Below are 13,192 nucleotides of genomic sequence, written 5' to 3'. Positions count from 1 at the left end.
GAACCTCATGTTAACACTGACGTTTTTAGTCAAAACGCTGATTGATCTGTACGTGATGGTGCTGCTGCTGCGCATCTGGATGCAGTGGTCACGCTGTGACTTTTACAATCCGCTGGCGCAGTTTGTCGTGAAGATCACCCAGCCGATTGTTAAACCACTGCGCCGCATTTTGCCGGCGCTGGGACCGATTGACACCGCGTCACTACTGCTGGCTTTCGTGCTGACCACGCTGAAATATCCGATTCTGCTGCTGATTCAGGTCGGGGTGTTCTCCGTCGATCCGACCAACCTGCTGGTGGGCCTGCTGTCACTGGTCAAATCCGCCGGCTATCTGGTGTTCTGGGTGATCATCATTCGCTCGCTGATGAGCTGGATCAGCCAGGGACGCGGCGCGATGGACTATGTGCTAATCCAGCTGACCGAACCGCTGATGGCCCCGATTCGCCGTATCCTGCCGGCGATGGGCGGCATTGATTTCTCGGCGATGATCGTGATTCTGGTGCTGTATGCGCTGAACTTCCTCGGTATGGACCTGTTCCCGGGTCTCTGGTACCTGCTGTAATTCGTTAATCTGGAACTGTTATGCAAAAAGTTGTGCTCGCCACCGGTAATCCGGGCAAAGTACGTGAACTGGCCGATCTGTTAGCGGCCTTCGGCCTGGATATCGTGGCGCAAACCGAGCTGGGCGTAGAGTCTGCCGAAGAGACCGGGCTGACCTTTATCGAAAACGCCATCCTGAAAGCGCGTCACGCGGCGCAGATCACCGGCCTGCCGGCGATTGCCGATGACTCCGGGCTGGCGGTCGATGCGCTGGGCGGCGCGCCGGGCATTTACTCGGCGCGCTATGCCGGCGTTGATGCCAGCGACCAGCAGAATCTCGACAAACTGCTGCAGGCACTGGAGCTGGTGCCGGACGGCGAGCGCCAGGCTCAGTTCCACTGCGTACTGGTGTACGTGCGTCACGCCGCTGACCCGACGCCGCTGGTGTTCCACGGCAGCTGGGCCGGGGAGATTACCCGTGCGGCCGCCGGTGAAGGCGGTTTCGGTTATGATCCGATCTTCTACGTGCCGGCGCTGGGTAAAACCGCAGCCGAGCTGAGCAAGGATGAAAAGCGTGCCGTGTCGCACCGGGGTAAAGCATTGACGCTGCTGCTGGAAGCGATGCGCAATGCCTGAGTTACCACCGTTAAGCCTTTATATCCACATCCCGTGGTGCGTGCAGAAATGTCCGTACTGCGACTTCAACTCGCACGCGCTTAAAGGCGAAGTGCCGCACAGTGAGTATGTGCAGCATCTGCTCAACGATCTTGACCAGGATCTGCCGCTGACCGCCGGGCGCGAAGTCCGCACCATTTTCATCGGCGGCGGCACGCCCAGCCTGCTGAGCAGCGAAGCGATGCAGCAGCTAATGGATGGCGTGCGTGCGCGCCTGCCGCTGGCGGCGGACGCCGAAATCACCATGGAAGCCAATCCGGGCACGGTGGAAGCCGATCGCTTCAGCGGCTATCAGCGGGCGGGCATTAATCGGATTTCGATTGGCGTGCAGAGTTTCAGTCCGCAAAAGCTGACGCGCCTGGGCCGCATTCACGGTCCGGACGAGGCGGTCCGCGCGGCACAGCTGGCGGCCGGTCTCGGCCTGCGCAGCTTTAACCTCGACCTGATGCACGGCCTGCCGGATCAGTCGCTGGAAGAGGCGCTGGACGATTTGCGCCAGGCGATTGCCCTCAATCCGCCGCATCTGTCGTGGTATCAGCTGACCATTGAGCCCAACACGCTGTTTGGTTCACGCCCGCCGGTATTGCCGGATGACGATGCGCTGTGGGATATCTTTGAGCAGGGTCATCAGCTGCTGAGCGCCGCAGGCTATCAGCAGTATGAAACCTCGGCCTACGCCAAACCGGGCTATCGCTGCGAGCATAACCTGAACTACTGGCGCTTCGGTGATTACCTCGGCATCGGCTGTGGCGCGCACGGCAAGCTGACGCAGCCGGACGGGCGCATCGTGCGTACGGTGAAAACCCGTCATCCGCGCGGTTTTATGAAGGGCAACTATCTGGATAAGCAGCATGACGTGCCGGACGAGGACAAGCCGTTCGAGTTCTTTATGAACCGGTTCCGCCTGCTGGAAGCCGCGCCGCGCGCCGACTTTCAGCGCTACACCGGGCTGAACGAGGCAGTGATTCGCCCGCAGATCGACGCAGCCATCGCCGCCGGTTATGTGCAGGAGCAGCCAGAGCACTGGCAGATCACCGAAAAAGGCAAACTGTTCCTCAATTCGCTGCTGGAGCTGTTCATGTAAATTCAGCGGAGAAGGCGCGCGCCTTTTCCGCTGGCAGCCGTGCTGTGCGGCACGGCTGCATCTGTTACGCTCAGGCGACCATCACCTCATTATTGATTAACAGCGTCGCGCTGTGGTCGAGACTCTCAAACACCTGCCACACTTTGCCACCGCTCTGCTGCGTCCCCTGCTGCTGCCACTGCTGATAAAATTGCGTGCTATCGCTGAGCTGTACCACGTCGCCGGCATCACCATCAATCAGCCAGCTGCGCGTGCGCTCTGGCAGCAACACATCCTGATGCGCCTGCTGCAACAGCTGCTGCGCATCCAGCTGCAGCAGATTGTCTCCGGAGCCGGTGAGATCGATATGCTGCAGGCCGCTGATATGCTGCGTCAGCTGCTGATAATCAAGTTGCTGATGTTCTCCTTCCAGCACCAGCGCAGAGAAGCCCTGCAGCGGTTGTCCACTGTGCGCCGCCAGCCACTGCTGCACATCATTCAGATGCAGCTGCGCGCCCTCCTGTTCCTGCGTTTCCGGCAGCGTATGGTGCTGTATCAGGCTCTCGTCTTTGCCCCAGCGCACAGTATCAATAATCCAGCCGACATCGCGCTTCACCAGCACGTTCCAGCACAGCACTTTTTTATAGGTATCCGGATCTTCGCCCGAATGGACGTCAATATAGCCAATCTGCTGGCCCGCCGGAGCCTGCCAGCTAAAGGTGTTCAGGCCTTGCTCTGACCGACTGGCGCCACTGGGCTGCAGGTATTCGCGCCCCAGCAGTTCACCGCTGGGGGAGAAGATATCCACGTAGGTATCGCAATTGTGGAGATAGCCATAATTGAACTCCACGTAATTGGTGGCACCAAAATCAAACTGCACGACTGAATGATCCAGCATCTCAATCGCTTTGCTTTCATAGCCATCCGGCCGGTTCATGATGCCGGTATAGAAACAGTTGTTGCTGGTGCCATGTTTCAGTTCGGTGACTTTCAACCCGCCGTACTGATACACACGGCCGGTTTGCCAGCTGGTATTGGCGCGACAGTTCCAGTTCTCTTCGCCAGAACTGTGCTTTACGCCAGAGTCATAGTTAATCGCCCAGTTGGGCGCATAGTCACTGACGTTACCCGCCACATCGACCGCTTTTACCGTAAAGTTGTTGCTGCCCGGCTGCATGTCGCGGTCCGGGGTAATCTGCCAGCGCCCATCGGCCCCCACCGTCGCGCTGCCGGCTGCCACGCCGTTCTGGTACAGCGTCACCTGACTGTAAGGCTCGGCCTGTCCGGAAAAATCGAGCCGCTTATCGTCGGTGGTCTGGCCCGGCAGCACCGGCTGGATGGTGCCGACGTCATCGATAGCCTGCAGGATGGTGGGCGTGTTGATACGAGTGTCGATGGTCAGCGTCCAGCTGTCGCTCCATTGACTGACGTTGCCGGCTTTATCGCTGCTGCGGCTGCGAAAACGCCAGTCGCCGTCCGGCAGCAGATCCTGCGGCGGTGTCCAGTGCCAGTGGCCGCTGCTGTCGACGGTGGCCGTACCGCCGACAACCCACTTTCCGCCCGGTGCGGCATACTGAATGCGCACCACGCTGCCGGGCTCGGCTTCGCCGTGCAGTTCCGGCCGGACATCATCGGTGGGTTTGCCGCGGCCAAACTGGCCCTGATACAGCCCGCGATTGTCGTCGTAATAGCTGAACGTCGGCGTTTCCGGGGTAAGCGTATCAAGATGAAAGGTCCACTTCGGCGACGGCTGGCTGCGGTTGTCGGCGCGGTCCTCGGCCTGCGCCGTCAGGTTATAGGTTCCGTCCTGCGGCAGATCGAGTTGTGCCTGCCAATTGCCCTGCGCATCGGCACGGACAGAGGCGAGAAGTTGGTTGCCATTATAGAGATAAACCAACGCGTTGCCTTCGGCCTGCCCGCGTACCACCGGCTGATCATCGTTGGTATAGCCGTTACGGCGGATGCTGTTACCGTCCTCCACGCCGCCGGCAACGTGGTCTTCAATCGCTTCGATGATCGGTCTGGCGGGCGGATGGGTATCGATATTGTAATCCACGCGCGTGGGTGCGCTGTGATTGCCGGCGGCATCCACGGCGGTAAAGGTGAGCTGGTATTCACCATCGGCCATCGGCTGCGGCGGCATCCACTCGAAGTGGCCATTGATCACCGGCACGTGTAGCGGATTGCCACCGTTAACCGTCACGATGACTTCAACGGCGTCCGGCGTTTGTACCGTTCCCTGCCAGCGTTTTTGCGGGTCGTTGTACCAGCCGCGTTCGGCAACGATAACCACAGGGGGTGATAAAACCGGGTGTGAACTGGAAGCAGAGGTGTCAGAAAATAACATAAAATTTCCTTAAAAATTAATAAGTTCAATAGGCTGAATGCCCGTTGATATAGTTATTAATGCGGAAATTTTGTCGTTATCAGATTCGTCCCGAATCTAAGACAACCCGTTAAATCATGGCTTAAAAGTTGCGGGGATAAAAAAGGCGCCACTGTTCAGAAGAACAATGACGCCGTGATGTTCCGTGCATTCAGCGGCAACGCGGCTGGCTTAGCCCTTTACGTTCTGCATCAGCGTCTTGCGCTGGCTCTCCAGTGCGGTCACCCGGTTACACACTTCATGACCGAAGTTCTGGAAATCCTGCTCCTGATTGTTCCATTCAGTCTGAATCGACTGCTGTAGCCCGCCGAGGTTGCCCATCAGCGCCTGTAGCGGATTGCTGCCGCTGGCGGCCTGTTTGGTACCCATCTCGTTCAGGCTATCCTGCAACACCCCGCCCAGCGTGCTCTGCACCAGCTTCTCGCCGTCGGCGCGCACCTGCTCAATGGCCTGATGGTGGAAAGTCAGGCCATCCGGGCGATGCTCGATGATGCGGTTCATCTGCTGCTTCAGCTGACCGTTCAGCGTGGTCAGGCGATTGCGCACATTGCTGTCCGAGCCGAGTTTTTCGACAATCACTTTATCCAGCGCCACGCGGCCCCGCTCCAGACGGGTGGTTGCGCCGCTGTCGACCCACGGCAGATCGCGACGCAGCGCGTTCTGGTAGTCAATCGCCTGCTGGCGCGTGGCGTTATCGACGCTCACCGACTTGCCGTTGAACTGCACATCGCCCTGCGGCGTGATTTCAAGGTTGCCGTTGCTGCCCACCACCTGCACGCTCTGGGGTTTGATGATCACATCATCCTTTGGATTGACGCTGCACTGATAGTCAGCATGCGCCTGAGCTGCCGCCAGCAGCAGCGCGGCGAGAAGAGCCTTACGAACCATGAAATCTCCTGCAGATGTGAATAGTCTGATAAGCGGTGGCATTGTGCTGCGTCTGGCGATGCGCAATAAATTGCGCCGCTACGAAAGGTGCATTGGACAAGCGAATCAACCAACACGCACTGAATGTGTAGCGGCGCGATTCATCGCGCGAAGTTATCGCCAGTGGTGATACTTAGTCCCACCAAACGTCGAAGAGTTCAGTGACCTGAATATCGGCGAGATTTTTCTTTTCCAGCCAGTTACGCACCAGCTCGCGGTGCGCGTCGGTGCATTTGCCGGTCTGCTGCAGACACACCAGCCCTTCCCACACCAGATAGCCGCTGCCGTCATAGGCCAGACCATTCGGATCGATCACCTCATTGATGAACTGATCGAGCGTGGCATCCACCTCTTCCTCACTGGTGCCTTCGGCAAAACGCCAGGCAACAGAGAAGCCCAGCTCCTGAAACTCATCAACATGCAACTTTTTACGTAAACGGCGGCTACGTTTTACAGCCATTATTTCACCCTCTCAAACATCAGATCCCATACGCCATGGCCCAGTCGCTGCCCGCGCTGCTCAAATTTGGTTAACGGACGCGTTTCCGGACGCGGCACGTAATTCTGGCTCTCCGACTGATTGCTGTAGCCATCGATGCTGCTCATCACTTCCAGCATGTGCGTGGCGTACTCTTCCCAGTCGGTCGCCATGTGGAACACGCCGCCCAGCTTCAGCTTGCGCAGCACCAGCTCGGCAAACGGTACCTGGACGATGCGGCGCTTGTTGTGGCGCGCCTTATGCCATGGATCCGGGAAAAACAGCTGCACCATGCGCAGCGAATTGTCCGGCACCATGTTTTCCAGCACTTCCACCGCGTCGTGACACATCACGCGCAGATTCTGCACGCCTGCCTCTTTGGCCGAGGCCAGACAGGCACCGACACCCGGCGCATGCACTTCAATGCCGAGGAAGTTCTGATGCGGATTGTTCTGCGCCATGGTCACCAGCGAGGCGCCCATGCCAAAACCAATCTCCAGCACCAGCGGCGCTTCGCGGCCAAACAGCGCAACCATGTCCAGCGGCTGCGGCTGATACTCGACGCCCATCTCCGGCCAGTAATTGTCGAGCGCGAGCTGCTGTCCTTTCGTTAAGCGCCCCTGGCGGCGCACAAAACTGCGGATACGGCGTAAAGGCCGCCCGTTCTCATCAAATTCCGGGGTGATGACGTCATTAATCATGTTGAAACCTGCTGGTTAGCCTGTTCAGGGAAACGGGCATTATGCAAAGTTAAGTAACAGAAGCAAGCCTTTGCAATCTTCCGGTTTACACCCTGATGTCTCTGTGCTGGAATTCCTGCCTGATTGTAGAGTAAACACGGAAAATTTCCTTCTTATGATGCAGGCGCCGCAGTTCGCGCAACAGGTGCTGGAGTGGTACCAACGCTTTGGCCGTAAAACTCTGCCGTGGCAGCTGGAGAAAACGCCCTACAAGGTGTGGCTCTCCGAAGTGATGCTGCAGCAGACGCAGGTTGCCACCGTTATTCCCTATTTCGAACGCTTTATGGCGCGCTTCCCCACGGTTGCCGACCTGGCCGCCGCGCCGCTTGATGAAGTGCTGCATCTGTGGACCGGCCTCGGCTATTACGCACGGGCGCGTAACCTGCACAAGGCGGCTAAACAGGTGGTTGAGCTGCACGGCGGCGTATTCCCGCCTCATTTCGATGACGTCGCGGCGCTGCCGGGCGTCGGCCGCTCCACGGCGGGCGCGATCCTGTCGCTGTCGCTCGGCCTGCATTTCCCGATCCTCGACGGCAACGTAAAACGCGTTCTGGCGCGCTGCTATGCAGTGAGCGGCTGGCCGGGCAAAAAAGAGGTGGAGAAGCGGCTGTGGCAGATCAGTGAAGACGTCACGCCAGCGGAAGGCGTCAGCCAGTTCAATCAGGCGATGATGGATCTCGGCGCGTTAGTGTGTACTCGCTCCCGCCCGAAATGCGAAATCTGCCCGCTGAATAGCGGCTGCGCGGCTTATGCACAAGGCAACTGGGCTGATTATCCCGGTAAGAAACCGAAAGTCACGCTACCAGAGCGCAGCGGCTGGTTCCTGATGCTGCAGCACGGCGACGAGGTGTTTCTGGAACAGCGTCCGCCGGTGGGTTTGTGGGGCGGCCTGTTCTGCTTCCCGCAGTTCACCAGTGAGCAAGCGCTGACTGACTGGCTGGCGGCGCGCGGCATCCACGCGAAGCCGCAGCAGCTTACCGCGTTTCGCCACACCTTCAGCCATTTCCACTTAGATATTGTGCCTATGTGGCTGGCGTGGCCTTCCTCCGGGTCGCTGATGGATGAAGCCGGCGGTCTCTGGTATAACTTAGCGCAACCACCGTCAGTGGGGCTGGCCGCGCCGGTAGAGCGCCTGCTGCATGAGCTGCGCCATCCCCGGCAGCTTCAACTGCGAACCAGTTTGACCGAAGAGGAAGAGTAATGAGCCGCACCATTTTTTGTACTTATCTGCAACGCGACGCTGAAGGCCAGGACTTTCAGCTCTATCCTGGCGAACTGGGTAAGCGCATCTACAATGAGATTTCCAAAGAGGCCTGGCAGCAGTGGATGTCTAAGCAGACCATGTTGATCAACGAGAAGAAGCTCAACATGATGAACCCGGAAGATCGCAAAGTGCTGGAGAAGGAGATGGTGAATTTCCTGTTCGAAGGCAAAGATGTGCACATTGAAGGTTACACCCCGCCAGAAAAATAAACGTTCAGGGCCTCCCTTTGAGGCCCTCTTTTTCGAGTCAGGCACGCATTCACAATGAATAAAAAACTGATAGCACTGCTGGTCATCGCACCCCTGTTAGTCTCCTGCTCCGGACAAAAAAAATCGCAGTACCATGAAGAGTGGGTTAAGGACACCAACGGTTTTGACATTCTAATGGGGCAATTTGCCGCCAACATCGAGAATATCTGGGGAATCAATGAGGTTCTGATCGCCGGACCCAAGGACTACGTCAAATACAGCGATAACTATTACACCCGCAGTCACATCAACTTCGACAGCGGTAGCATCACCATTGAGACCATTTCCGGCACCGATCCGATGGCCAGCCTGCGTCAGGCCATCATCACCACGCTGTTGATTGGTGACGATCCGGGCAACGTCGATCTCTACTCCGACGCCAACGATATTCAGATCAGTAAAGAGCCGCTGCTGTACGGCCAGGTGCTGGATAACACCGGTCAGCCGATCCGCTGGCAGGGACGCGCCGGTAACTTTGCTGATTACCTGATCCAGAACAAACTGCAGAAACGCACCTCCGGGCTGCACGTTATCTGGTCGGTGACCATTCCGATGGTGCCTAACCACCTCGACAAACGTGCGCATAAATATCTGCCGCTGGTGCGCAAAGCCGCCGAACAGTATGGCGTTGATGCCTCGCTGATTCTGGCGATCATGCAGACCGAATCGAGCTTCAACCCTTATGCGGTAAGCAACGCCGATGCGCTGGGTCTGATGCAGGTGGTGCAGCATACTGCCGGGGTCGATGTGTTCCGCATGAAGGGCAAATGGGGTAAACCGAGCCGCAGCTATCTGCTCGATCCGGCCAATAACATTGATGCCGGTACCGCATATCTGTCGCTGCTGCAGAAGAGCTATCTCGGCGGGATTCAGGATCCGCTGTCGCGCCGTTACGCAGTGATCACCGCTTATAACGGCGGGGCGGGCAGCGTGCTGCGCGTGTTCTCCAGCGATAAAGACCGCGCCTTCGCCACCATCAACGGCATGTCACCGAGCCAGGTGTATCAGACGCTGACCACCAACCATCCGTCGGCCGAGTCGCGCCGCTATCTGTACAAAGTGAGCCAGGCACAGCGCAGCTACCACCGTTATTGATTCGCGCTCATCGCCACCTTCTCCCGCCTGCGGGAGAAGGTGCCGTGCGGTAGGGAACAGCCCCCTCCTACAACATCATATTCGCCACTAACCGCTTGTGCCCGCTGTCATCCTCCTCGGTGTAAACCCCCTGCAACTCCGGTGAAAAGCCCGGCAGCAGATTGATACCCGCTTCCAGCGCGAGGAAATAGCGCTGCACTGCCCCGCCCCAGGTTTCGCCTGGCACCACGCACAGCACACCCGGCGGATACGGCAGCGCCCCCTCGGCGGCAATGCGCCCTTCGGCGCTGGCGATCGGCACCAGCTCAACGTCACCGCGAATATACGCCTGATGCGCATCCTGCGGATTGACCTCGACTTTCGGGAAACACGCCTGACGGAACATGTCGCGCTGCAGATCTTTGACGTCGTAGCTGACGTACAAATCGTGCATCTCCTGGCACAGGCGACGCAGCGTATAGCCCTGATAGCGCTCAACGTGCCTGCGATACACGCTCGGCAGCACTTCGGCCAGCAGCGCATCCTCACGCACGTGCTGTTCAAACTGCTCCAGCATCGCCACCAGATGCGCCATTTTTTCCGGCGTTTCCGCTGGGGTCAGCAGGAACAGGATTGAGTTGAGATCGCACTTCTCCGGCACGATACCGTTCTCGCGCAGATAGTTGGCGAGAATGGTGGCCGGAATGCCAAAGCGGGTGTATTCGCCGCTGGTGGCATCAATGCCTGGCGTGGTGAGCAGCAGCTTGCACGGGTCCACCAGATACTGTCCGGCATCGTAACCGGCAAAACCGTGCCACTTCGCGCCCGGTTCGAAGCTGAAATACGCCGGATCGGCGGCGATGGTGGCGGTTTCTGCCGCCTGCCATGGCTTGCCGTGCACCTGCTCCGGCAGGAAGGGCTGAATCAGGCTGCAGCGCTCAAGGATCGCTTTGCGTGCCTCAATGCCCAGCGTGACGCAGTCGTGCCACATGCTGCGCCCCGCTTCGCCCTGATGCATTCTGGCGTTGATATCCAGCGCAGCGAACAGCGGATAGAACGGGCTGGTTGAGGCGTGCAGCATAAACGCGTTGTTCAGCCGCTTGTGTGGGCAGAAACGTTTCTGGCCGCGAATATGGTTATCTTTCTTGTGAATCTGCGAAGTCTGCGAGAAGCCCGCCAGCTGCTTATGCACCGACTGGGTGACAAAAATCCCCGGATCGTTCTCATTGAGCTCCAGCGTCAGCGGCGAGCAGCCGGCCATCAGCGGAATAAACTGCTCATAACCCAGCCATGCCGAATCAAACAGGATGTAGTCACACAGATGCCCGATGCGATCCACCACCTGGCGCGCGTTGTATACCGTGCCATCGTAGGTACCAAGCTGGATGATCGCCAGCCGGAACGGACGCGGCTGATCCGCGCGCTGTGGCGCGACCTGGCGCACCTGCTCGCGCAGATACGTCTCGTCGAAACAGTGCGCATCGATGCCGCCAATAAAACCAAACGGATTACGCGCCGCTTCCAGATAAACCGGCGTGGCGCCTGCCTGGATCAGCGCACCGTGGTGGTTAGATTTATGGTTATTGCGGTCAAACAGCACCAGATCGCCGCGCGTCAGCAGCGCATTGGTCACCACTTTGTTGGCGCTGGAGGTGCCGTTCAGCACGAAGTAGGTTTTATCGGCGTTGAACACGCGCGCGGCATATTTCTGCGCATCCTTGGCCGAGCCTTCGTGGATCAGTAAATCGCCCAGCTTGACGTCCGCGTTACACATATCGGAGCGAAAGACGTTCTCGCCGTAGAACTCATAAAACTGGCGTCCGGCCGGATGACGGCGGAAAAACGCCCCGCCCTGATGGCCCGGACAGGCAAAGGTGCTGTTCTGCATATCGACATAGCGCGTCAGGGTGTCGAAAAACGGCGGCAGCAGTTCCGCCTCGTACGCCTGCGCCGCCAGCTCCAGCGCCTGCCACTCTTCCGCTGCGCCGTTGATCTCTCCGGTCACGCCCGGCAGCGTCAGCACCGCGTCATCAAAGGCGTTCGCGACAAACACCGGCAGATTGAAGCCAGTCTGGCGCAGCAGCGTCAGCACGCCGCTGCGTGTATCGGCCAGCGAGACCACTACCGCGGCTACGTCGGTGAAATCGGTATTATCCAGCGTCACCACGTCGCGCGCGGTGTTGAGACTCAGGCTTGGCGCTACCGCTACGCTGGCAGCAATTTTCAATGGGTTCATAACACAAATCCCCGTAATGAAGGATGAGTGGGTGCCAGAGGCACAGCAATGAGGAAATTTCCCCGGCGAATAACGTCCGGCGGCCGCAACCGATAGACATCAGTAAAGCCAGATCGCGTCTGTCTTTACTCATATCCAACAGCGAACGGGGCGTAGCCTCACCGCATGGTGAGCGGGAAATGCGAACAACAGATGACAGAGGCGCGCTTGTCATGAAGCGCACGGCGACAAGTGCAGATGTGCATTGTACCGGACATGGCGGCGTCCTCAGCGATGAAGATGGGGAATAAATTCGGGCGACATGATGGCATCTTTTTTTACCGGGAACAACCAATCAGGGCGGAATTTTGATGCAGAACGCCAACGCGCCACTTCATTGATTTACATGAACAATAGTTAAGGCGTCTATTTTTAACTGCCTGAATAGTCGAAGGTTATGCAAAGTTATGCAGAATGTAACGCCGGTGCGATAGCGACCGCCTGCCGCGCCCATCCGCCTGGCACTCCCTGCGGCAGAAGCGTACTATGGAGCGCACTTCTCCCAACCAGCCGGAGGCTGCATGTTCAAGGCACTGGTCATTGAAAATGATGAACAGGGATACCGCACATCCCTGCAGGATCTGTCAGAACAACAATTGCCCGATCAGGATGTTACCCTCGAAGTAAGTTACTCCACCCTCAACTACAAAGACGCGCTGGCCATCTGCAATAAAGGGCCGATTGTGCGCCAGTTTCCCATGGTGCCGGGCATCGATTTTGTTGGCCGGGTGATCCACAGCCGTCATCCGGAGTGGCAGCAGGACGATGTTGCGCTGCTCACCGGCTGGGGCGTGGGTGAAAAACACTGGGGCGGGCTGGCGCAGAAAGCCAGCGTCTCCGGCGACTGGCTGGTCAAGGTTCCGGCGGCGCTCAGCCCGCTGCAAACCATGGCGATTGGTACCGCCGGCTTTACCGCAATGCTGTGCGTGCTGGCGCTGGAAAAACAGGGCATCACACCGCAGCACGGTCCGGTACTGGTTACCGGTGCCAGCGGCGGCGTGGGCAGCTTCAGCGTGAGCCTGCTGGCGCGTCTCGGCTATGAGGTCGTGGCATCCAGCGGCCGCGCCAGCGACAGCGCCTACCTGCTCGATACGCTCGGCGCCTCCGCGATTATCGACCGTAACGAACTGAGCGCGCCCGGCAAACCGCTGGCGAAAGAGCGCTGGGCCGCCGCGATCGATAGCGTCGGCAGCCACACGCTGGCCAATGTGTTAGCCGGGATCCAGCGCAACGGCGTGGTCGCCGCCTGCGGCATGGCGCAGGGCCTCGATCTGCCCACCAGCGTCGCGCCGTTTATTCTGCGTGGCGTTACGCTGGCCGGCGTGGACAGCGTGATGTGCGCCACACCGCTGCGTCAGCAGGCGTGGCAGCGTCTGGCGGAGCTGGTTGACGGCGCGCAGCTGGAGCAGATGACCAAAGTGATTCCACTGAGTGAGGCGCGCGCAGGCGCAGAACAGCTGCTGGCGGGCCAGGTGCGTGGGCGGCTGATTGTCGATTGCCGCCAGGCACCCTGACCGGTGCA

12 protein-coding genes are annotated in these 13,192 nt (G+C 58.8%); 7 read left to right on the top strand and 5 right to left on the bottom strand.

Translation table 11 applies throughout. The features are described from left to right. The first annotated feature begins 7 nt into the window (after positions 1–7). From C1N56_RS03670 to hemW, 3 genes are read left to right on the top strand one after another with little or no spacing between them, the layout of a single operon-like run. Positions 8–562 (top strand): YggT family protein, encoded by a 555-nt coding sequence (locus tag C1N56_RS03670; protein WP_021506626.1) that lies wholly within the window; start codon positions 8–10, stop codon positions 560–562. Between the two features lie 20 nt (positions 563–582). Further along, complete coding sequence (locus C1N56_RS03665; protein WP_058771534.1) at positions 583–1,176, top strand: XTP/dITP diphosphatase; 594 nt, start codon at positions 583–585, stop codon at positions 1,174–1,176. Next, positions 1,169–2,299, top strand: a complete 1,131-nt coding sequence (hemW, locus tag C1N56_RS03660; RefSeq protein WP_059011655.1) for a radical SAM family heme chaperone HemW — start codon at positions 1,169–1,171, stop codon at positions 2,297–2,299. The genes C1N56_RS03665 and hemW overlap by 8 nt, the downstream gene beginning before the upstream one ends. A gap of 70 nt (positions 2,300–2,369) precedes the next feature. Here hemW and C1N56_RS03655 read toward each other — a convergent pair whose 3' ends face one another. The 4 genes from C1N56_RS03655 to trmB form a co-directional block, all read right to left on the bottom strand. Continuing rightward, on the bottom strand, positions 2,370–4,625 hold the full coding sequence (locus C1N56_RS03655) for an Ig-like domain-containing protein (RefSeq protein ID WP_394517137.1): 2,256 nt from the start codon (positions 4,623–4,625) through the stop codon (positions 2,370–2,372). Positions 4,626–4,835: 210 nt separating this feature from the next. After that, a complete protein-coding gene (locus C1N56_RS03650) occupies positions 4,836–5,552 on the bottom strand; it encodes a YggN family protein (protein WP_058757118.1) in 717 nt (238 codons plus the stop codon). 172 nt (positions 5,553–5,724) lie between these two features. Next, positions 5,725–6,051, bottom strand: a complete 327-nt coding sequence (locus tag C1N56_RS03645) for a YggL family protein (protein WP_021313105.1) — start codon at positions 6,049–6,051, stop codon at positions 5,725–5,727. Further along, entirely contained in the window at positions 6,051–6,770 is a 720-nt protein-coding gene (gene trmB, locus C1N56_RS03640; RefSeq protein ID WP_021506621.1) for a tRNA (guanosine(46)-N7)-methyltransferase TrmB, read from the bottom strand. Before trmB ends, C1N56_RS03645 begins: the two co-directional genes overlap by 1 nt. A 154-nt stretch (positions 6,771–6,924) precedes the next feature. Between trmB and mutY the strand changes: the two genes are divergently transcribed. From mutY to mltC, 3 genes are read left to right on the top strand one after another with little or no spacing between them, the layout of a single operon-like run. After that, positions 6,925–8,010 (top strand): A/G-specific adenine glycosylase, encoded by a 1,086-nt coding sequence (gene mutY, locus C1N56_RS03635; RefSeq protein ID WP_058757119.1) that lies wholly within the window; start codon positions 6,925–6,927, stop codon positions 8,008–8,010. Next, positions 8,010–8,282: an oxidative damage protection protein gene (locus C1N56_RS03630; protein ID WP_010617014.1), complete on the top strand. Its 273-nt coding sequence runs from the start codon at positions 8,010–8,012 to the stop codon at positions 8,280–8,282. Before mutY ends, C1N56_RS03630 begins: the two co-directional genes overlap by 1 nt. 54 nt (positions 8,283–8,336) lie before the next feature. After that, positions 8,337–9,416, top strand: a complete 1,080-nt coding sequence (gene mltC / locus C1N56_RS03625; RefSeq protein WP_021506619.1) for a membrane-bound lytic murein transglycosylase MltC — start codon at positions 8,337–8,339, stop codon at positions 9,414–9,416. A 67-nt stretch (positions 9,417–9,483) separates the two neighbouring features. Here the strand turns inward: mltC and C1N56_RS03620 are convergent, their stop codons facing one another. Next, a complete protein-coding gene (locus tag C1N56_RS03620) occupies positions 9,484–11,631 on the bottom strand; it encodes an ornithine decarboxylase (RefSeq protein ID WP_159377885.1) in 2,148 nt (715 codons plus the stop codon). Positions 11,632–12,191: 560 nt separating this feature from the next. On the opposite strand from C1N56_RS03620, the gene C1N56_RS03615 reads away from it, so the two are divergent. Next, positions 12,192–13,184, top strand: coding sequence for an acrylyl-CoA reductase (NADPH) (locus C1N56_RS03615; RefSeq protein WP_394517136.1), 993 nt, complete (start codon positions 12,192–12,194; stop codon positions 13,182–13,184). Positions 13,185–13,192: the final 8 nt, after the last annotated feature.

This window comes from Pantoea sp. SGAir0175 (genome assembly GCF_043547855.1).
This window is presented reverse-complemented; position numbering and strand designations above follow the sequence as displayed.